The organism is Actinomadura rubteroloni (assembly GCF_002911665.1).
In the GTDB taxonomy this organism is placed as follows: domain Bacteria; phylum Actinomycetota; class Actinomycetes; order Streptosporangiales; family Streptosporangiaceae; genus Spirillospora; species Spirillospora rubteroloni.
In genome coordinates, this window is sequence record NZ_MTBP01000001.1 from 1346184 (window position 1) to 1364357 (window position 18174).

At 69.9% G+C, this 18174-nt stretch carries 20 protein-coding genes; 15 read left to right on the forward strand and 5 right to left on the reverse strand.

Annotation, left to right across the window (positions count from 1 at the left end; genetic code table 11):
• The first annotated feature begins 29 nt into the window (after positions 1-29).
• The 5 genes from BTM25_RS06005 (at position 30) to BTM25_RS06020 (ending at position 2394) form a co-directional block, all read left to right on the forward strand.
• On the forward strand, positions 30-449 hold the full coding sequence (locus BTM25_RS06005; protein WP_103561719.1) for a TlpA family protein disulfide reductase: 420 nt from the start codon (positions 30-32) through the stop codon (positions 447-449).
• A gap of 127 nt (positions 450-576) precedes the next feature.
• The gene (locus BTM25_RS30880; protein WP_353819285.1) at positions 577-642 is read left to right on the forward strand and encodes a putative leader peptide; all 66 of its coding nucleotides are present in this window, start codon (positions 577-579) and stop codon (positions 640-642) included.
• A gap of 104 nt (positions 643-746) precedes the next feature.
• Entirely contained in the window at positions 747-1184 is a 438-nt protein-coding gene (locus tag BTM25_RS06010; protein WP_103561720.1) for a DUF4395 domain-containing protein, read from the forward strand.
• On the forward strand, positions 1181-2020 hold the full coding sequence (locus tag BTM25_RS06015) for a sulfurtransferase (protein WP_103561721.1): 840 nt from the start codon (positions 1181-1183) through the stop codon (positions 2018-2020). The genes BTM25_RS06010 and BTM25_RS06015 overlap by 4 nt, the downstream gene beginning before the upstream one ends.
• Before the next feature lie 65 nt (positions 2021-2085).
• A complete protein-coding gene (locus BTM25_RS06020) occupies positions 2086-2394 on the forward strand; it encodes a DUF1416 domain-containing protein (RefSeq protein WP_103561722.1) in 309 nt (102 codons plus the stop codon).
• Between the two features lie 62 nt (positions 2395-2456).
• Here BTM25_RS06020 and BTM25_RS06025 read toward each other — a convergent pair whose 3' ends face one another.
• Both BTM25_RS06025 and BTM25_RS06030 read right to left on the reverse strand, forming a co-directional pair.
• The gene (locus BTM25_RS06025; RefSeq protein WP_103561723.1) at positions 2457-2777 is read right to left on the reverse strand and encodes a hypothetical protein; all 321 of its coding nucleotides are present in this window, start codon (positions 2775-2777) and stop codon (positions 2457-2459) included.
• Between the two features lie 42 nt (positions 2778-2819).
• Positions 2820-4022: a S8 family peptidase gene (locus BTM25_RS06030; protein WP_103561724.1), complete on the reverse strand. Its 1203-nt coding sequence runs from the start codon at positions 4020-4022 to the stop codon at positions 2820-2822.
• 150 nt (positions 4023-4172) lie between these two features.
• Between BTM25_RS06030 and BTM25_RS06035 the strand changes: the two genes are divergently transcribed.
• The 3 genes from BTM25_RS06035 to BTM25_RS06045 are packed head-to-tail and all read left to right on the forward strand — an operon-like array spanning position 4173 to position 6341.
• Positions 4173-4670, forward strand: a complete 498-nt coding sequence (locus tag BTM25_RS06035) for a hypothetical protein (RefSeq protein WP_103561725.1) — start codon at positions 4173-4175, stop codon at positions 4668-4670.
• A gap of 52 nt (positions 4671-4722) precedes the next feature.
• A complete protein-coding gene (locus BTM25_RS06040) occupies positions 4723-5019 on the forward strand; it encodes a hypothetical protein (protein ID WP_103561726.1) in 297 nt (98 codons plus the stop codon).
• A gap of 11 nt (positions 5020-5030) precedes the next feature.
• Positions 5031-6341 carry a hypothetical protein gene (locus BTM25_RS06045; RefSeq protein ID WP_103561727.1) on the forward strand — a complete coding sequence of 437 codons (1311 nt, stop codon included), beginning with the start codon at positions 5031-5033 and terminating at the stop codon, positions 6339-6341.
• A 65-nt stretch (positions 6342-6406) separates the two neighbouring features.
• Here BTM25_RS06045 and BTM25_RS06050 read toward each other — a convergent pair whose 3' ends face one another.
• Entirely contained in the window at positions 6407-6886 is a 480-nt protein-coding gene (locus tag BTM25_RS06050; protein ID WP_103561728.1) for a YbaB/EbfC family nucleoid-associated protein, read from the reverse strand.
• A 30-nt stretch (positions 6887-6916) separates the two neighbouring features.
• Positions 6917-10870, reverse strand: coding sequence for a type VII secretion protein EccCa (gene eccCa, locus BTM25_RS06055; protein WP_103561729.1), 3954 nt, complete (start codon positions 10868-10870; stop codon positions 6917-6919).
• 516 nt (positions 10871-11386) lie between these two features.
• Between eccCa and BTM25_RS06060 the strand changes: the two genes are divergently transcribed.
• The 5 genes from BTM25_RS06060 (at position 11387) to BTM25_RS06080 (ending at position 14425) form a co-directional block, all read left to right on the forward strand.
• A complete protein-coding gene (locus BTM25_RS06060) occupies positions 11387-11797 on the forward strand; it encodes a YbaB/EbfC family nucleoid-associated protein (RefSeq protein WP_235828256.1) in 411 nt (136 codons plus the stop codon).
• Between the two features lie 231 nt (positions 11798-12028).
• A complete protein-coding gene (locus BTM25_RS06065; RefSeq protein WP_168212013.1) occupies positions 12029-12415 on the forward strand; it encodes a YbaB/EbfC family nucleoid-associated protein in 387 nt (128 codons plus the stop codon).
• On the forward strand, positions 12412-12747 hold the full coding sequence (locus tag BTM25_RS06070; protein ID WP_103561731.1) for a type VII secretion target: 336 nt from the start codon (positions 12412-12414) through the stop codon (positions 12745-12747). The genes BTM25_RS06065 and BTM25_RS06070 overlap by 4 nt, the downstream gene beginning before the upstream one ends.
• A 3-nt stretch (positions 12748-12750) precedes the next feature.
• Positions 12751-13800 (forward strand): WXG100 family type VII secretion target, encoded by a 1050-nt coding sequence (locus BTM25_RS06075; protein WP_146058981.1) that lies wholly within the window; start codon positions 12751-12753, stop codon positions 13798-13800.
• Positions 13793-14425, forward strand: coding sequence for a hypothetical protein (locus BTM25_RS06080; RefSeq protein WP_103561733.1), 633 nt, complete (start codon positions 13793-13795; stop codon positions 14423-14425). Before BTM25_RS06075 ends, BTM25_RS06080 begins: the two co-directional genes overlap by 8 nt.
• A 19-nt stretch (positions 14426-14444) precedes the next feature.
• On the opposite strand, the gene BTM25_RS06085 is transcribed toward BTM25_RS06080, so the two are convergent.
• Complete coding sequence (locus BTM25_RS06085) at positions 14445-14735, reverse strand: WXG100 family type VII secretion target (RefSeq protein ID WP_103561734.1); 291 nt, start codon at positions 14733-14735, stop codon at positions 14445-14447.
• 533 nt (positions 14736-15268) lie between these two features.
• Here BTM25_RS06085 and eccD point away from each other — a divergent pair.
• Both eccD and eccB read left to right on the forward strand, forming a co-directional pair.
• Positions 15269-16687: a type VII secretion integral membrane protein EccD gene (eccD, locus tag BTM25_RS06090; protein ID WP_103561735.1), complete on the forward strand. Its 1419-nt coding sequence runs from the start codon at positions 15269-15271 to the stop codon at positions 16685-16687.
• Positions 16688-16703: 16 nt separating this feature from the next.
• A complete protein-coding gene (gene eccB, locus BTM25_RS06095) occupies positions 16704-18143 on the forward strand; it encodes a type VII secretion protein EccB (RefSeq protein ID WP_103561736.1) in 1440 nt (479 codons plus the stop codon).
• Positions 18144-18174 lie beyond the last annotated feature (31 nt).

An 18174-nucleotide genomic window follows, 5' to 3' on the forward strand; every position in this document is an offset into this window, starting at 1 on the left:
TCCGGATCCGCGCGCGGGTTGCCCTGAGCATGACGGGACTGTACGTCGCGCTCGGCGTGCTGGCCGCCGCGACGGTCTTCGGGCTCGTCCGGCGGCGCCGCGACGGGGCGCTGCGCGGAGGAGAGGACATGGACGCGACGGTCGTCGGCCCGGCCGACCTCGACGGCGCCGCGCTCGGCGAGCGCGCCACCCTGCTCCAGTTCTCCAGCGCCTTCTGCGCGCCCTGCCGGGCCACCCGGCGCGTCCTCGGCGAGGTCGCCGCGATGGTGGACGGCGTCGCGCACGTCGAGCTGGACGCCGAACGGAATCTCGACCTCGTCCGGCGGCTCGGCGTCCTGCGCACGCCGACCGTCTTCGTCCTCGACGGCACCGGACGCGTCGTCCGCCGCGCCGCCGGCCAGCCACGGAAGGCCGACGTGATCGCCGCGCTCGGCACGGCCATAGCGTGAGACGAACGTGAGCCGGGCCACGCTGACCTGCGGGAAGACCAAGATCTTTCGCTCGCATGCTGAGATGGAAGTGACAGAGTCCCGTTTGTCGGCTTACCATCGTGCCGTGCGTTACTGGACAGAGCAGATGCTCACGAAGCGTCGCGCGGTTGATTTCTGCCGCGTGGCCGCCTCGCTCTGTCGTATGGCCTGAGGCATCGAGCCCGCCAACCCCGAGCACCTCGCCTTCGCCGAGTCCCGCCCGATCGGGCGGCGAAGAACGAAAGCACGCACCTTCTACCGCGCCGGGAGTTCGTGATGCAGGTCGATCCGCGCGCGCAGCGTTTCGCCGCCGCCGTGACGTCCGTCGTCCTCATCGCCGTCCTGGTCAACGGGAACACGGTGCTGCTCGCCGCTCAGGCCCTGGTCTTCGCACTCGCGACGGTCTTCGGTATGCGGTTCGCCCCGTACGGACTGGTCTTCAAAGCGCTGATCCGGCCCCGCGTCGGTCCGCCCGCGGAGACCGAGGACGCCCGGCCGCCCCGGTTCGCCCAGGGCGTCGGCCTCGTCTTCGCGCTGGCCGGAACCGCCGGGTACGCCCTCGGGATCACCTGGCTCGGCATCGTTGCCACCGCCCTCGCGCTGGGTGCGGCATTCCTGAACGCGGCGTTCGGGTTCTGCCTCGGCTGCGAGATGTATCTGCTGATCCGCCGTATCACCACGAAGAAACACTCCAACAGGGAGGTTCCCGTATGAGCCGCTCCGACGTCCTGGTGGACGCCGACTGGGTGGACGCCCACCTTGACGACCCCGGCCTGGTGCTGGTCGAGGTCGACGAGGACGTCTCCGCTTACGACAAGGGCCACATCCGTGGCGCCGTGAAGATCGACTGGAAGACGGAGCTGCAGGACCCCGTCCGCCGCGACTTCGTCGACAAGACGGGCTTCGAGCAGCTCCTGTCGTCCAAGGGCATCGCCAACGACGACCTCGTCATCCTCTACGGCGGCAACAACAACTGGTTCGCGGCCTACGCGTACTGGTACTTCAAGCTGTACGGGCACGAGAAGGTGCAGCTCCTCGACGGCGGCCGCAAGAAGTGGGAGCTGGACTCCCGCGAGCTGGTCGAGGACGTCCCGTCCCGTCCGGCCACGCAGTACCAGGCCAAGGAGCAGGACCTGGCGATCCGCGCCTTCCGCGACGAGGTCGTGGACGCGATCGGCACGAAGAACCTGATCGACGTCCGGTCGCCCGACGAGTTCAGCGGCAAGCTGCTCGCCCCGGCGCACCTGCCGCAGGAGCAGTCGCAGCGGGCCGGGCACGTCCCGACCGCGCGCAGCATCCCGTGGTCGAAGGCCGCCAACGACGACGGGACGTTCAAGTCCAACGACGAGCTGCGCGAGCTGTACAGCGCGGCCGGCGTGGACCTGAACAAGGACACCATCGCCTACTGCCGGATCGGTGAGCGCTCGTCGCACACCTGGTTCGCGCTCCGTGAGCTGCTCGGCCTGGAGAACGTCAAGAACTACGACGGCTCCTGGACCGAGTACGGCTCGCTGGTCGGTGTGCCGATCGAGCTCGGCGAGCCCAAGTAACACCCCTTTTCCCCGCGACCCGCGGAGTCCCACCCCGCCGTGCCAGGCGGAGAAGGAGAAACGACATGACTCAGGGCTGCGCAGCGCCCGCGCAGACGGCGCACCTTCCCGCGACCGTCGACCTGGCCAACGAAGCCGTCATCCAGGGCACCGTCACCCGTGACGGCGCCCCCGTTTCCAGCGCTTATGCCCGTCTCCTCGACGCGACCGGCGAGTTCACCGCCGAAGTCGTGACGGGCGACGAGGGCGTGTTCCGGTTCTTCGCCGCCGACGGCGACTGGACCGTGCGCGTGCTCGCCGCCGGGGGCGTGAGCGTCGACAACACCGTCACCGCCCGGACGGGGGAGGTGGCGGCCCTGTCGGTCGCCATCTGATCCGCGCCGCGAGGCACGTCCACGGCCCCGTCCCGCTCCGGGACGGGGCCGTCGCCTTGCCGTCAGCGCGAGATCTTCAGCTTCACCTCGCTAGGAGTGATCTTCTCGGCGGTGACGTTGAAGGGGCCGACCTGCTGGGTGTTGTTCACGCTCACGGTGGCGGGGACGCCGCCGACCGAGATGCGCGCCTGGCCGCCTTGGACGTCGATGAGCCGGACCGTGATGTCGAGCACCTCGACCGTCCGTGCCCCGTCGGTGAACGTGATGGTGCAGGACGAGTTCACGCAGGAGCTGCCGGCGCAGCTCGCGGCCGTGCTGAGGACGCCGCCGAACGCGATGAGGGCTGCGGCGCCGAGGCTCGCGGTCTTTCTGGGGATGGCCATGATCCGCGAATCTAGCGGGCGTTCTGTCCCGGTAACAACCGGTCAGCGGTACCGCGGGGTGTGCGGCTCCTCGGCGACGACGACCCGTCCCGGACGCCAGCCGCGCCGTCGTCCGAGCGGCAGCACCGCCCCGACGGCCGCGACCACCGCCGCGAGCCCGATCCCGCCGCCCGCGACGCCGAACGCGATGTTCCGCTGCCGCGGGTCGACGCGCTTGGCCGGGACCATCTCCACCGGCGCGAGCGCCCCCGCCGCCGGTGCTCCCGACGGGCCGCCGCCCGACAGCACCGCCGTCACCGCCTCGTACGGGTTGACCATGCCCGCGCCGCTGCCCGCGCCCTTGCCGCCGTCGGCGGTGCGCTCCAGCCGGTTCTTGATCTGCACGGGCGTCAGGTCCGGGTAGGCCTGGCGGATCAGCGCGACGACGCCGGCGACGATGGGGGCGGCGAAGCTCGTCCCGTCCTTGGCGATGTAGCGGCCGTCCGCCGACGCGGTGATGATGTCCTTGCCCGGCGCGATGACCGTGACGGGCGTCTTCGGGTTGGAGAACGTGGTGATGGAGCCCGTCCGGTCCACGGCGCCGACCGTGATCACGCCGGGGTAGCCGCCCGGGTACATCAGCTCGGGGACGTCGCCCTTCTCCCGGTCCAGGTTCCCCGCCGCCGCCACCACCGGGATGTTCCGCGCCAGCGCGTGCTTGACGGCCGCGCGCAGCCGGGGGTCGTCGGAGATCGACTGGGTGGAGATGTTGATGACGTCCGCGTGCTTGGCGATGGCCTCCTCGATGCCCTTGGCGGCCAGCCCGCTGTCCACGCCGGACGACTGCGCGGCGAACTTGACCGGCAGGATCTTCGCGTCCGGCGCGACGCCGTAGAACGGGGTCACGCCGCGCTTGGCGGCGATGAGGGCGGCGACCTCGGTGCCGTGCCCGACGCAGTCGGCCTGCCCGGACTTGCTCACGTCCACCGTCGGCAGCAACTGCCCGGCGAGCTGCGGGTTCGCGCCGCTGACCCCGCTGTCCACGACGGCGACGGTGACGCCCTTGCCGGTCGCCTTGTCGTGCGCGGCCTTGACGTTCAGCGTCTCCAGCCACCACGGCGCGGGCTCCTGCTGGAGCTGCGCCTTGCCGTACGCGCCCTGTTCGGGGGAACAGTTGGCGGGGGCGCGCGGCGCGGCCTGCGCCGCCGGGGCCGCCGCCAGCGGCGCGACGCACCCGGCCAGCACGGCGATCGCCGTCCACCTCATGGTCACAGCCTTCCAGGGAGTCATCGAGGGCCGCACAGAACTTTAGGGGATACGCCCGCAAAGCGCCCGAGCCGAAGTCGTGACGGGCCACGGGTCTTGCCCCTATCCTGCCGGAAGCTCCCCAGCGTCCCCTACCGGAAACGCACGGCGATGTACCCTCCCTCGGCCCCTCGCCCGTCCCCCTGGTCTCCCGCGCCGCCGCCTCCGCCGGGCTCCAACTGGTCCCGGGTCAGCCGCCGCGGCAAGATCTTCTTCCTCGTCCTCGCCGCCGGCGCCCTGGCTTTCTCCCTCGGCATCGCCGGCCTGTTCTTCCTTCTGTCGGGCGACACCGAGTACAGGACGCTCGATCCGATGGCGAGCAAGCCGTACAGGTCCTACGCGCCTTTCACCGGCGAATGCTTCGACGAGGAAGCCATACTGCGCAAGTGCTCCGACGACCGTGCGCGCTGGAAGGTCGCGGGCGAGGTCCGGAGCAGGACGCCGCCCGCCGGCGCGGCGGGAACGACCTTCGTGACCGGTGCCCCGGTGACCGCCGTCTGCTCGCAGCACGCGGGGGCGATCGCCCTCTACTGGGTGAACGACTGGCGGTACAAGTCCGGGTCCGACGACAGGTACACCACCTACTGCTTCACCGCCGTGAACCACTAGACGCCGCAGAACGATCCAACATGGCGATCCCCCCGCCATCGGAAGGCACCGCATGACTATCCAGATCGACCCCGACCGCATCGCCAAGCACGGCCAGGACGTCGGGAAAATCAAGGACGGCGACTACGAGAACGCCCGCAAGGAACTGAACGACAACGGGACGGTCGAGGGCGGAGACTTCTCCATCGTCGGCAACACGGCCTCGATGCTGTATCCGATGGGCCTCCAGTTCGCGTACGAGACGCTCAACAGCCATCGGGACATGCTGGCGGACTTCGCGAAGAAGGTAGAAAACACCGCGAAGACGTACCGCGCGTCCGAGCAGTCCAGCACGATCAAGACGGTCTGAGGGAAGAGTCGATGTCCGGCACGTTCAACTCGTACGGGTCGCTGATGTCCGCCGCGCAGATGACGGCGGGCGGCGCGCAGATCGTCCTGCCGCCCGTGATCTGGATCGCGACGGAGTTCAAGCTCGCCAACGGCAACCCGGTCAACCTGGAGAAGGCCGCGGAGTCCTGGGACAAGACGGCGAAGGGCCTCCAGAAGACCGCGCAGGAACTGAAGCAGTCGCTCCAGGCGATCCCGGCGCAGGCGTGGACGGCGCAGGACCGCGACGCCTACGCCAAGAAGGTGGACGAGTTCTGCCAGCAGCTCGACATCGTCGCCACGTTCTGCCAGGCCGTCTCGATCGCGTTGATCGCCTACGCGTACGCGATGCTCGTCTACGCGATCTTCGCCATGGGGATGGGCGTTTTCGTCGCCGCGCTCGCGGTCGCCTTCATCGCAGCCGCCGCCGGGGTCTTCACGGCCGTCGCCTGCCCGGAGATCGAGGCCGTCGCCGCGACCTGCCTGACGATCACGACGGTCGCGACCGGGATCCTCGGCGCCGCAGCGTCCATCGCCGGCATGGTCTTCCAAGGCGGCGCGATGCTCGCCGCGCTCCAGGAGTACGCGCACGGCGACGAGGGCGCGCTGACCGACTTCCGGCAGGCCGAGGCGACGGGCGCGGCGACGGCGCTGGCCAACGGCGCGCAGAACGCGATCAACGCCGGGCTCACCGTCGCCGGGGCGCGGGGGATGGGCAAGGGCTCGCCGATCTCCAACGTCGATCTGGACGCGGACCGCAACGCCAACCACACCTGGAACATCGGCGGCGGCGCAACGTACAAGACGCCGACCGGCACCGAGATCACCGGCGGCGGCCACGTGAAGTGGGGCGACCACGGGCTCGCCGGCGGGGACCTGTCGGGCGGCGTGAAGGTCGGCGGCGTCGCGTCGGTCAACGGGAACGCCGAGTACACCGACGAGGACGGCATCGGCCAGGGCAAGGGCGGCGAGATCAAGTACGGCGCCCAGGGAACCCTTTCGACGCCCGACAGCCTCGGATTCAACAACCCGACGCGGCTCCCGGACCCGAACGGCGGCAAGAACGACAGCCTCCCGCTTCCGTCGGCGGGCATCACCGGCGGAATCAGCGGCTCGCACAATTTCGGCGACGGCTCGGGCACCATTTCCGGCAACGCGGGCGTGCAGGTCAACGGCCAGGACGGCTACAAGCGAACCGAGACCTATGCCGACGACGGCAAGGGCGGCTATAAGACCACGGACCAGACTGACACCCCCTTCTACACGAAGAAGAAAGAGGACAAGGCCCCGCCGTGGGACCTCTGAGTCGTCCGGCCTGACATGACGAACGGCCCCGGGAAGGCTTCCCGGGGCCGTCTCGCGCGATGGGGTCAGCGGGGGCCGGGGCGGTTCGGGCCGTTGTAGTTGTCCATCGCCTCCTTGGCGCGCTGCTGCTGCACGCCCAGCTCGCGCGCCAGGTCCCGCATCTGCCCGGCGAACCCGTTGGCGATCTTGTCGAGGGACGCCAGCGCGCCCGCCGGGTCCATGCCCTTCGCCGGGTCGTCGGACATCTTGAACATCGATGCGCTGGCCTCCTGCACCTTCTTCTGGAGGTCCTGCGCGGCGGCGTTCACGGCCGTCCGGACGGCGTCGCTCAGCTCGGCGGCCGGGAGGCGCATCGCGCGCGGGTCCAGGTCGAGCTTCGTCAGGCCGCCCTCGGTGCGGTACTCGGCGACGATCCGTCCGTCGGCGGCCTCGCCTCTCCCGACGGCCGCGTTGATGGCGTCCTGCATCTGGGAGAAGTCGCCCATCTGACGTTCCATGTCGCGCTGGAACGCTTCAAATCCGGGACCGAGGCTGAATTCCGCCATCGCTTGCCTAGCCTTTCCGTGGGGAGCGGATCACTCGTACTGGGCGGTCTGGATGAGCCGGGTGCCGGAACGACGGTCGACGAGGTAACCGCGGCCCTGCGGCAGCGGATGCCCCTTGAGATTGCCGAACAGCGCGCCCTCGTCCTTGTTGCCGGACATCATCAGCGCGGGGGAGCCCATCTCCTTGATGCGCTGGAGGACCGGGTCGTACATCGCGCGTCCGGCGCCGCCGAACGCGCGCGCGACGATGACGTGGAGGCCGATGTCGCGGGCCTGCGGCAGCAGCTCCACGAGCTGCCCCACCGGGTTCCCGGACGTCGCGACCAGGTCGTAGTCGTCGATGATCAGATACAGGTCGGGGCCGTTCCACCAGGACCGGTCGCGGAGCTGGTCGGGCGTGAGGTCGGCCGGGGGGAGCCGCGCCTGCAGCGCCCCGACGATGTCCTTCACCAGCCCGCCCGCCGCCGCCGACGACGCCGCGTACCCGATGCGGTGGTCGGTGGTGGCCGCGTCGAGCAGCGCCCGCCGGTAGTCGATGAAGATCATCCGGGCCTGCTCGGGCGTGTACCGGTCGATGAGGCCCTTGGTGATGCCGCGCAGCAGGTTGGACTTGCCGCACTCGGTGTCGCCGATGAGCAGGAAGTGCGACTCGGTGGAGAAGTCCAGGAAGACCGGCGCGAGGTTGTCCTCGTCGATCCCGATCGGGATGCGCGCGCCCGTCTCGGCCGGGGCCGGCAGGGACGTGGCGGGCAGCAGCGACGGCAGCATCCGCACCTGCGGCGCCTGCGGGCCGCTCCAGTTCCCCGCGACCGCGCCGACGAACTTCTTGACGCCCTCGGCGAGCGTCGTCGCGTCGGCGTCGGCGTCCAGCCGGGGAAGCGCGGTGAGGAAGTGGTGGCCCTCGCGGGTGATGCCGCGTCCCGGCTTGCCCTCGGGGACGTTGCCCGCGAGCTTGCGGTCGATCTCGGACTCGTAGGGGTCGCCGAGGCGCAGTTCCAGCTTCGTCCCCCACAGGTCGCGGATGTTCATCCGGAATTCCGACCATTTGTTCACGGTCGCGACGAGGTGGATGCCGTAGCCGAGGCCGCGCGCGGTGAGGTCGGTGAGGGTCGCCTCCAGGCTCTCGAAGTCCTGGCGGAGCGTCATCCAGCCGTCCACGACGAGGAACACGTCGCCGTAGCCGTCCCCGGTGATCTCGCCGGACGCCCGCAGTCGCCGGTAGGTCGCCATCGAGTCGACGCCGCGCTCGGCGAACTCGCGCTCGCGGCGCTCCAGCAGCGAGGTGACCTCGGCGACGGTGCGGCGGACGCGGTCGGAGTCGAGCCGGTTCGCGACGCCGCCGACGTGCGGCAGGTCCTCCAGGGCGGCGAGCGTGCCGCCGCCGAAGTCCAGGCAGTAGAACTGCACCTGCTGCGGAGTGTGCGTCATCGCCAGCGACGCGATCAGCGTGCGGAGCATCGTGGACTTGCCGCCCTGCGGGGCGCCCGCGATGCCGACGTTCCCGGCCGCCGCGGTGAGGTCGACGTACAGGGGGTCGCGGCGCTGGTCGAAGGGCTTATCCACAATTCCGACGACGGCGTGCAGCCGGTTGCGCCAGCCCTCATGCTGAGTCGTGAGGCCCAGTTCGGGGAAGACGGCGAGCGAGGGCAGCAACTCGTCCAGGGTGGGAGGCGCGTCCAGTGGGGGAAGCCAGATCTCGTGCGCGGGAGGCCCGTGCCCCTCCAGTTGCTTCACGACCACGTCGAACAGGGACGCCTGCGAGTCGGAGTGCTCGTGCTGCTGTTCGGACGCCTGCTCCTCGATGAGCTGGGGCCGGATGTAGTCGGGGATGTACGGGACGACCTGCCGGACCACCCGTGCGCCCGCCTTCTCCTTGGGCTGCAGGTCCTCGGTCGCCGGGCCGGAGACGTACGCGGCGCGGAAGCGCGTCATCGACTCGGTGCCGAACTTCATGTAGCCGTGCCCGGGCGCGGACGGCAGCTCGTAGGCGTCGGGGACGCCGAGCACCACGCGGGACTCCTGCGCGGAGAACGTCCGCAGGCCGATCCGGTAGGACAGGTGCGTGTCCAGGCCGCGCAGCTTGCCCTCCTCCAGGCGCTGCGAGGCCAGCAGGATGTGGACGCCGAGCGACCGGCCCAGCCGGCCGATCATGACGAACAGGTCGGCGAACTCCGGCTTGGCCGACAGCAGCTCGGAGAACTCGTCCAGCACGAGGAACAGGGTCGGCATCGGCTTGAGGTCGGCGCCCTGCTCGCGCGCCTTCTCGTAGTCGCGCAGCGAGGCGTAGTTCCCGGACGCGCGCAGGTACTCCTGGCGGCGGACCATCTCGCCGTGCAGCGCGTCGTACATGCGGTCCACCAGCGGGAGCTCGTCCTCCAGGTTGGTGATGACCGCGGACACGTGCGAGAGCTGGTCCATCCCGAGGAACGTCGCGCCGCCCTTGAAGTCGACGAGAACGAAGTTCAGCACTTCCGACGAGTGCGTGACGGCGAGCCCGAGCACCAGCGTGCGGAGCGCCTCGGACTTGCCGGATCCGGTCGCGCCGATGCACAGGCCGTGCGGCCCCATGCCGCCCTGCGCGGACTCCTTGATGTCGAGGTGGACGGGCCGTCCGTCGGTGTCGACGCCGATCGGCACGCGGAGCCGGTTGCGCGGCGCCCGCGGACGCCACATGACGTTCGGGTCGACCTGGAACGGGTTCTCGATGCCGAGCAGCGAGGTGACCGTGGTCGCCGAGGACAGCGCGTCCTCCTCCGGGCCCGCGGCGACGCTCGTGCGCAGCGGCGCGAGCTGCCGGGCGAGCGCCTCGGCCTGCTGGAGCGCCACCGTGTCGGGCTTGCAGATGCGCGTGCCGACGTCCTTGCCGGTGCGGTCCTTCGTGAGCCGGTCGACCCGCTCGGGGCGGACGCTCAGCCGCAGCATCAGCGACTCGTGCACCGGCGCGACCGACCCGGTCAGGTCGACGATGCAGACGCCCTCGATGCCGTCGGCGGCGAGCTGGGAGTCATAGGACGCCTGCCCGCCGTCCATGATGATGACGTAGTAGGGGAGGTCGTCCTGCGACAGGCCCGGCTGGAAGCGCGGCCGGTCCTTCACCTCGGGGCCGAACATCGCCTCCAGCGTCGCCATGCTGTCGCTCATCAGGCGCACCGGCCCGGCCGCGTCGGTCTCGGTCGGGTGCTGGTTGTGCGGCAGCCACTTGATCCACTGCCACCACGGCATCCGCTCCCGCGACGCGCACACCGCGATGCGGATGTCGTCGGGCGAGTGGAACGCGGCGAGCTGGAGGAGCATCGCGCGGATCATCCCGTAGACGGCCTCGGGGTCGCCCTGCGGGACGATCCGCGAGAACGACCGCAGCGACGCGGCGATCGGCAGGTTCGGGACGTTGGAGTGCGTCCGCATGAACCGGCGCAGCGCCCCCGCCGTCATCGGTTCGAGGTCCTCGATCGGCTTGGTCTCGGGCGCGATGAGCTGGACGGCGAGCTTCTGCGCGCCCGTCCCGATGCGGATCTGCCCGAAGTCGTCGTCGGACGGCCGCCGCTCCCACAGCCGCGCGCTCATCACGAGCGACCACAGCGACCCCGGGTCCGGGCTGCTCCACTCCAGCGCCTCGCGCTGCTGCTGCGCGGCCTTGCGGACGTTGCGCCGCACCTGCCCGAGGTACCGCAGGTAGTCGCGGCGCTCGTTGTTCAGCTTGACCTTGCGCTCGCCGCTGTTCTTGCCGACCTGGCCGAGCATCATGCCGAACATCGACACGGCGAACATCCCGCCGGCGACGTACTGCATGGTGCCGCCGCCGCGTCCGGCCATCATGAACACCATCGCGCCGGAGCCCGCGAGCATCGGCAGGTACGTCAGCACCGCCTGGAATCCCTGCGGGATCAGTTCCGGCAGCTCGGGCGGGGACTCCAGCAGAATCTCGCCGCGCGGCATCGCGGGCGGCTTGCGCCGCTCGCCGCGCCGGACGATGACCGTGCTCACGCTAGCTTCCTCCTACGAGGGGACAGGCAGAAGCTGCCTCTTGGCGTATCCCTTGGCTCGCCGGGCACGGCGGCCGCATCGAACCGTCACAGATGCTACGGGGATCCATCCGTTTCGGACAGGAGACCTTACCGGCCCGTCCCGCCGGGTTGTCCGATTCCGGTGACCGCGGACACAGAAAATGCACGCGCCGCAAGGAGAACCGCCGCCGTTCTCTCCCGCCGCGCCGACCGTCCGCCGCACCTGCCACGCCGCCGCACGCTGTAGCCCGCGACCCCCGCCGCTCACGGCGCCGCACGCGCGGTCGCACGCGCGGTCGCACGTGCGAATGATCCGCGTGGACGCACAACAGAAGGAGCGCTCAGTCCGCCTTGCGGCCCTTGGTGGCGAAGGGCGCGCCGGGCGCCGTTTTCTGGTGGGGCCGATACAGATGGTCGGCTGTTTGGCCATCCTTCATCCGTTATGCTCCCTTCGCGGAGTGCGATAATGATCATGAGGGGGTCTGTCGTGTCCGAGATGTCCGGTAATGAGCTAGACCGGATTCTCACCGAGACGCGCCGGACCTTGGAGTCCCTGCGCGGCGGCATGGCCGCGCCGCCGCCCGAGGCGCCCGATGTCGAGGGCGTGGGCGAAGCCGCCGACGGCCGCGTGAAGGTCACCGCCGGGACGGGCGGACGCCTGAAGTCGGTGACGCTCGACCCCCGCGCGCTCCGCATGGCCTCCCACGAACTCGGCGAGGCGTTCGTCGCCGCCGCCAACGCCGCGCTGGACGACCTGCGCTCGCAGGCCGCGAGCGCAGCCGGCGACGTCGTCGACACCGCCGCCCTCGGCACCCGCGGCGAAGAGATCCAGAACGAGAGCGTCCGCCAGATGCAGCAGATCACCCAGGCGCTCAACGACGCGGTCGCCAAGTTCAATCAGCGCTGACCCCGCGGCCGGCCCGGCCTTGCGTCGGCCCGGCGAATTCCGGTGACCGGACGAGTCGCCGCAGGTCGCGACCATTCACCGTGCAGGCCGTCCATACCGGAACAATCCGATGAAAGCCCATCTCCGGCGCCTTGAGTGATCTAAATCACACATCATGTGCTTTGTGTTGACCAGTATATTTTGCCGCTGACTCCAGAGACGTTGACAGCAATGGTCAGGCGAGGGATGCGCATGGAAGCACCGGAGGACCAGGCCCGGAAGATGCAGGCAGATGCGGACGAACGGATTCGTCAATACCAGGACCTGCGCCGAGACGTTGAGTCGATGCACATCACGGCCAAGTCGGCCGACAAGTCCGTCACGGTGACGGTCGCGCCCGGTGGCGCGGTGACCGACCTCCAGCTCTCTCAGCAGGCGATGCGGCACGGGCCGGGCAACCTCGCGGCGCTGATCATGTCCACGATGGCCGAGGCCGGCGCCGAGGCGGCCCGCCAGATGGCCGAGCGCGTCTCGACGCTGACCGGGCCGAAGATCGACGTGATGGGCCTGGTGCAGGCCCGGCTCCCCGAACTCGATCCGCTCGACGGAAAGCCCGGCGGAAAGGACGCGCGCTCATGACCGGACCGGGAGACGAACTCTCCGTCGATCCCGCCAAGCTCACGGCCCTCGGCAAGGACCTGGGCAAGGCACGGGCCGTCGCGGCGGCCCAGAAGGGCAACGCCTCCAACGGCGCTTACACCGATATCTCGGGTCACACGTGGGGCCTGGTCGGGATCGGCTTCTCGTCCCATTACGACGAACTCAAGGGCCACATCATCGAACATCTCGGCCTCATGGAGAAGTTCCTCGAGCAGGCCGAGCGGAACATGAACGCCACGGCCGAGAACTACAAGAACGCCGAGCACAACAATATTTCGGCCATCCACAGAGTCGGAAAGAAAAAGGGCTGACCCATGGGCCTCACGGAAAACCCGGGGAGCTTCAACTATAATCCAGGGAACTGGAACGCCACCAAGGCCGTTGACGGCAACGCGCCGATCTGGTCGCAGGGGCACAAGGCGTTCAACCACGCCGGTGACGGCGATTTCGGCTCGGTGGCCGGCGACATAGCCGATCTGGGCATGACGGGTCTCGCTATCTGGGCGGATCCGTTGAACGCGCTCATCTCGGCGGGCCTGGGATTCCTGATCGACTGGTGCGAGCCGCTCAAGTCCGCGATCACCTGGGTGACGGGCAACGCCGGGGCGATCGAGGACTACCGCAAGAACTGGAAGGAGATCCAGGACAAGCTCGTCTCGATGTCCAACGATCTGCAGACCTCCCTCTCCGGGAACCTGGGTTCATGGAAGGGAACGGCGGGCGACGCCGCCCGCAAGCGGCTCGGCGAATTCCAGGAAGGCGTCCAGCGCACGATCGGCGAGGTCGGCGACGTCATGAGCACGCTCGCGCTCAGCGGCGGCCTCATGGACGCCGCGCTGGACGTGGTGAAGGGCATCCTGTCGGAGTTCGTCGAGTGGCTCATCCTGACCTGGCTCGCCGCCCAGGCCGCCGCGGTCCCGACCCTGGGCGCCTCGGAGGCGGCGGCGGCCGGCGCCACCGCGGGCGAGGCGGCGATCGCCACGTCCCGGGCGATGTCCGTCATCCAGAAGGTCACACGAATCTTCAAGAAGCTGATGGAGATCATGGCGAAGGTCCGGGCGTCCGTCGCCAAGATCGGCGCCAAGGCGTACCGGCCCCTCGCCTACGAGGCCAGGCATGCGGGTTCGCTGGGGAAGCTCCCCAAAATGGACGGTCTCCGGGAGGCCGCCAGAGCCGCCAGCGGCAAGGGCATTCGAGACTTCCCGGGCCAGGTGAAACCCCAAAGCCCCCGCGACGTCCTTGAGGACGTCGCGCCCCTGATCATCAAGGGCGGGGGTGGTGGGGCACAGGCGGCACAGGACGGCAATCCCATCGAAGTCCCGTCCAGCGAGGAAATCAACCGCCTTCTAAATCCCAATGCCTGAGCGGCCGGACGAGATGGATCGCACCGGTGTGACGAAGAGCGGCCTAGTGATCATCCGCTCCAACTGGCTGATCGCGTATGGGGGCTTCTTTGTTGTTTTCGGCTTGATGCTCGGCTATATCGGAATCAGCTACGCAGCGCGGGATTTCAGGTCGGGCGACCCAGTCGAAGTGATCCATGGTCTACTGACGGGCAACTGTATTGCCGTGAACGTGATCGGATTCGGGGTCCTTCCGATGCGCTCGGCGATCGTGCTGAGCGATCAAGGCCTCCTGCTCCGCAGGTCGCTGAGCGATCTCTGGATTCCCTGGCCCGCGATCCGTGCCGTCGACGCCGTCGGCGCGAGACTCGTGATCACGGTCACCTGTGACGACTCCCGTGGCGAGAGCCGAGAAGTTGACTCAAGCCTGTTCACGGGCAGTGGGGACGGTGACGTCCGGAGGCGGCATAGGGCGGTGACCAAGATCAATCACTTTCGTGCGAGCCGCTCGCCGCACGCGTCTCCCGGCCCGTACGCCGATGCGCCGCGCCGTCGGTGGTCGGCGGTTTCACTCGGCCTGGTCGGCTTCATGGTCACCTGGACGGCCTCCGCCTGCATTTTCATCATCGGCCTCAAGTGGTCATAGCGCCACGCACGTCCCCGGGTCAGGCCCACATCTCGGTGTTCACCTTGTCGGCGGTCTGATAGTTGCCGCGAGAGAACCCGACCACCGCCGCGAACTCCTTCACGGTCGCGGCCTGCTCACGCGCGATCCGTTCCCAGGCGTCCCTGGCCTCGAAGTACGCGTCCCGTGCGGCGTCCTCCCACTTGGCCAGCCCGTTCTTGAGGTCTGATTCAAGGTCGTCCAGCACCTTCACCATCTCCTTGTGCTTGGCCTCGAACATGGACTCGGCCTGCTGCATCGCGCCGTGGCTGGTGCTGAACGCCTGACCCATGACCGTTTCTCCTCGCTCCTGGTGGCCGGTGCGCCGAAGTCATTGCTGAATCGCGCCGCCGGGCCAGCGTAACCCGGGAGTGAATGGCACGGACGGCGGGACGCATTACCGCCCGCGTAATCGCCGGATGCGGAACGCCTTTCCCGCACCCGCCGCCCGTGGGACGCACCCGAAGCGCCCGGTCGCAGGCGCCGAGCGGACGGGGGCGCACGGCCGACGACGCGACCGCCGTCGGCCCGGGACGCGTTCGGCGGCGGGCCGGTGGCCGGGAGCCGGGTAACGATGCGGTGTCGGAAGTGGCGATGTCGGTGTCGGCTGCTACGGTCCGTCCGCCGATCCCCCGTGCCGGGGGGAATGGCGCCCCGTGGGACAGGCGAGGGTAACTGTCCGATCGGTGACAGTTCTGTTTGCCGACGGTCGGGGTCGCTAGTCTGCCTCTGGGATCCCCGTCCCGAAACGGTGGACGGTGTCGCGAAACGTGGCACCATGCACCTCTGCATCCGCTCCCGTACCACACAACTTGCGAGGAAGTCGTGAGCGCGCCCCCTGGAGCCGACCTCTGCCGGATCACGCTCGTCGGACCGAAACGCCGGGTCGACATCGCGCTGCCCGCCGACGCGACGTTCGCCGAGCTGTACCCCACGATGCTGCACTACGCCGGGCAGAACCTCGCCGACGCGGGGCTCACCCACGGCGGCTGGGTCATCCAGAAGCTGGACGAGGCGCCGTTCGACCCGTCGTCCACCCCGGCCCGCGCCGGGATCCGCGACGGCGACCTGCTCTACCTCAGGCCGCGCATGGCGCAGCTCCCCGACCTGGCGTTCGATGACGTCCCCGACGTCGTCGCGACGGCCGTCAACGACCGTCCCGACCGGTGGCGCCAGGAGACCGCGCGCCGGTTCGCGCTCGGCTGGGGCGTCGGCGGCCTGATCGCGGGCGTGCTCGTCCTCGGGCTCACGCAGCCGTCCTGGAAGACGGCCGCGGCCGCGGCGGTCGTCGCGCTGCTGCTGCTCGGCGGCGCGGTCGCCCTGTCGCGCGCGCTCGGCGACGCGGCCGCCGGGATCTGGCTCGGCTACGCGGCGCTGCCGTACGCGTTCATCGCCGGCCTCTACGCCCCCGCCGACGACGACACGCCCGCCAACCTGCTGAACCTGTTCCACGGGTTCGAGGCGGTGAACTACATCGCGGGCTTCGGCGCGGTCGTCCTCGTCGCGACGATCGCCGGGTTCGCCATCGCCGACGCGCTGCCCGTCTTCTACGGCGTCGCGGTCGCCGCGCTGCTCGGCACCCTCGACAGCCTCATCCCGCTCGGCTTCGACACCGACGCGGCGGGCGTCGCGGCGATCACCGTCGTCATCGCGCTCGCGCTGACCCCGCTGCTGTCGGGCGCCGCGATGCGGATGGCGCGCGTGACGCTCCCGCCCGTCCCGAACAGCGCGGAGGACCTGCGCCGCGACACGCTGATGGTGGACGGCCGCCAGGTGCTGAAGGACACCGTCCGCGCCGACCGGTTCGTCACCGGCGGCGTCGCCGCGACCGGGCTCGTCGCGATCGGCGCGTTCCTGCCGATCGCGTTCCACTCCGGCTGGGCCGCGCCGGTCACCGCCGCCGTGCTCGCGTTCATCCTGCTGCTGCGCGGCGGACGGTTCTTCACCGGACGCGCCCAGAAGCTCTGGCTCCTCATCCCCGGCGCGTTCGGCCTCGCGCTCCTCGCGGTGAGCGGCCCGTTCCGCAGCGACGACGCGGCGGTCGTCCTCGCGACGGCGCTGCTGCCGATCCTCGTCGTGTCCGGGATCGTCGTCGGCGTCGGGATGTGGCTGCCGAACAACCGGCCGAGCCCGTTCTGGGGACGCGCCGGTCAGATCATCGAGATCGCGCTGGTCGTGGCGTCGGTGCCGCTCGCGCTCGGCGTCGCGGGCGTCCTCGACTACGTCCGCACGGTCGTCGGCTGAGGCCGGGGAGGCACTCATGCAGACGAAACGGGACCTGCTCCAGGCGCACCGGCTGATGACGCACCGCGCGTCGCAGGCGCTGATCTTCGGCGAGCCCGACAACCCCGAGCAGCCGCTGCGGCGCCTCAACGTCGGCACGTTCGCCGGGGTGATGGTCGGCGTGCTCGTCGCGGCCGGGTTCGGCATCGCCGGGCTGCTGCTCGGCGGCGGGACGAAGGGGATCACCGACGGCGGCGTCCTGCTCATCGAGAAGGAGACCGGCAGCCGCTACGTGTGGTGCAAGTCCGCCGGGACGAAGGACGGCAAGGCGCTCTGCCCCGTCGCGAACTACGCCTCCGCGCGGCTCGCCGTCGCCGGAAGCTCGGGCGACGTGAACCAGAAGTCGGTGTCGGCCAAGACGCTCTCGAAGTTCCCGCGCGGCCCGATGATCGGCATTCCGGGCGCGCCGGACACCGTCCCGGACAAGAAGCGCCTGGTCGGCGGGCCGTGGTCGGTGTGCGTCCGCCAGGTGGACCAGGGCGGCGTGACCAGGCCCGTCGTGTCGCTGGTCGGCGGGCGGAACGTCGGCGGACGGACGCTCGACGCGTCCACCGGCGTCGTCGTCAGCGCCGGAGCCACCGGCAACTGGCTGATCTGGAACAACCAGCGGATGAAGATGTCGCCCGCCGGGATGACCGTGCTGCAGGCGTCGGCGGCGACGCCCGTGTCCGGCGCGTTCGTCAACGCGCTGCCCGCCGGGCCGGACTTCGCGGCGCCGACGATCCCGGGCTTCGGCCGTCCGGCCACCCTCGCCGGCGGCCTGCGCGGGACGATCGGGCAGGTGTACGTCGTGTCGAGCGGCGCGGGCGGCGGCGCGCAGCCGTACGTGCTCCTCGCGGACGGCGTCGCGCCGATCTCCCGGGTGCAGGCCGCGCTGATCCAGTCGTCGGCGGCGTACCGCATGAAGCACGACATGCCGCTGGAGGCCGCGCTCGTGACGAGCAACCGCTCCGCGCAGAAGCTCATGGACGGCCGACTGCCGCAGGACACGATCAAGGCCGCGACGTTCAACGCGACCGACTCGCTGTGCGTCGTGTACCCGGACGCGTCCAAGGGCGGCGACCGCGCGAAGCTGACGATCGGCGGCGCCACCGACCTGCCCGCCCCGACCGGCCGCTCGACCACCGGGACGGGCGTGGACAACGTCGTCCTGCCGCCGGGCAGCGCCGTTCTCGCGGGCGTCCTGCCCGCCGGGGGATCGGTGTCGGCGATCAACAGTTACTCGTTCGTCTCCGACGACGGACGCCGTTATCCGCTGAAGTCCCCGGACACGGCGAAGGCGCTCGGTTACTCGATCTCGGCGGACCAGAACGACTCGGTGCCCGTCCCCGCGAATCTGCTGAACATGGTGCCGCAGGGGCCCGTCCTCGATCCGCAGAAGGCGTTGCTGCCGGTGAGCGGAACGACGACCGGATGACAAATAAATGGTCAAAGGGGATGAGTCGGAA

What these genes read in the sequence shown, in the direction of transcription:
- BTM25_RS06005 (WP_103561719.1), top strand. Translation starts at nt 30, where the DNA reads ATGACGGGACTGTACGTCGCGCTCGGCGTGCTGGCCGCCGCGACGGTC.
- BTM25_RS06010 (WP_103561720.1), top strand. Translation starts at nt 747, where the DNA reads ATGCAGGTCGATCCGCGCGCGCAGCGTTTCGCCGCCGCCGTGACGTCC.
- BTM25_RS06015 (WP_103561721.1), top strand. Translation starts at nt 1,181, where the DNA reads ATGAGCCGCTCCGACGTCCTGGTGGACGCCGACTGGGTGGACGCCCAC.
- BTM25_RS06020 (WP_103561722.1), top strand. Translation starts at nt 2,086, where the DNA reads ATGACTCAGGGCTGCGCAGCGCCCGCGCAGACGGCGCACCTTCCCGCG.
- BTM25_RS06025 (WP_103561723.1), bottom strand. Translation starts at nt 2,777, where the DNA reads ATGGCCATCCCCAGAAAGACCGCGAGCCTCGGCGCCGCAGCCCTCATC.
- BTM25_RS06030 (WP_103561724.1), bottom strand. Translation starts at nt 4,022, where the DNA reads ATGAGGTGGACGGCGATCGCCGTGCTGGCCGGGTGCGTCGCGCCGCTG.
- BTM25_RS06035 (WP_103561725.1), top strand. Translation starts at nt 4,173, where the DNA reads ATGTACCCTCCCTCGGCCCCTCGCCCGTCCCCCTGGTCTCCCGCGCCG.
- BTM25_RS06040 (WP_103561726.1), top strand. Translation starts at nt 4,723, where the DNA reads ATGACTATCCAGATCGACCCCGACCGCATCGCCAAGCACGGCCAGGAC.
- BTM25_RS06045 (WP_103561727.1), top strand. Translation starts at nt 5,031, where the DNA reads ATGTCCGGCACGTTCAACTCGTACGGGTCGCTGATGTCCGCCGCGCAG.
- BTM25_RS06050 (WP_103561728.1), bottom strand. Translation starts at nt 6,886, where the DNA reads ATGGCGGAATTCAGCCTCGGTCCCGGATTTGAAGCGTTCCAGCGCGAC.
- BTM25_RS06060 (WP_235828256.1), top strand. Translation starts at nt 11,387, where the DNA reads ATGTCCGGTAATGAGCTAGACCGGATTCTCACCGAGACGCGCCGGACC.
- BTM25_RS06065 (WP_168212013.1), top strand. Translation starts at nt 12,029, where the DNA reads ATGGAAGCACCGGAGGACCAGGCCCGGAAGATGCAGGCAGATGCGGAC.
- BTM25_RS06070 (WP_103561731.1), top strand. Translation starts at nt 12,412, where the DNA reads ATGACCGGACCGGGAGACGAACTCTCCGTCGATCCCGCCAAGCTCACG.
- BTM25_RS06075 (WP_146058981.1), top strand. Translation starts at nt 12,751, where the DNA reads ATGGGCCTCACGGAAAACCCGGGGAGCTTCAACTATAATCCAGGGAAC.
- BTM25_RS06080 (WP_103561733.1), top strand. Translation starts at nt 13,793, where the DNA reads ATGCCTGAGCGGCCGGACGAGATGGATCGCACCGGTGTGACGAAGAGC.
- BTM25_RS06085 (WP_103561734.1), bottom strand. Translation starts at nt 14,735, where the DNA reads ATGGGTCAGGCGTTCAGCACCAGCCACGGCGCGATGCAGCAGGCCGAG.
- eccB (WP_103561736.1), top strand. Translation starts at nt 16,704, where the DNA reads ATGCAGACGAAACGGGACCTGCTCCAGGCGCACCGGCTGATGACGCAC.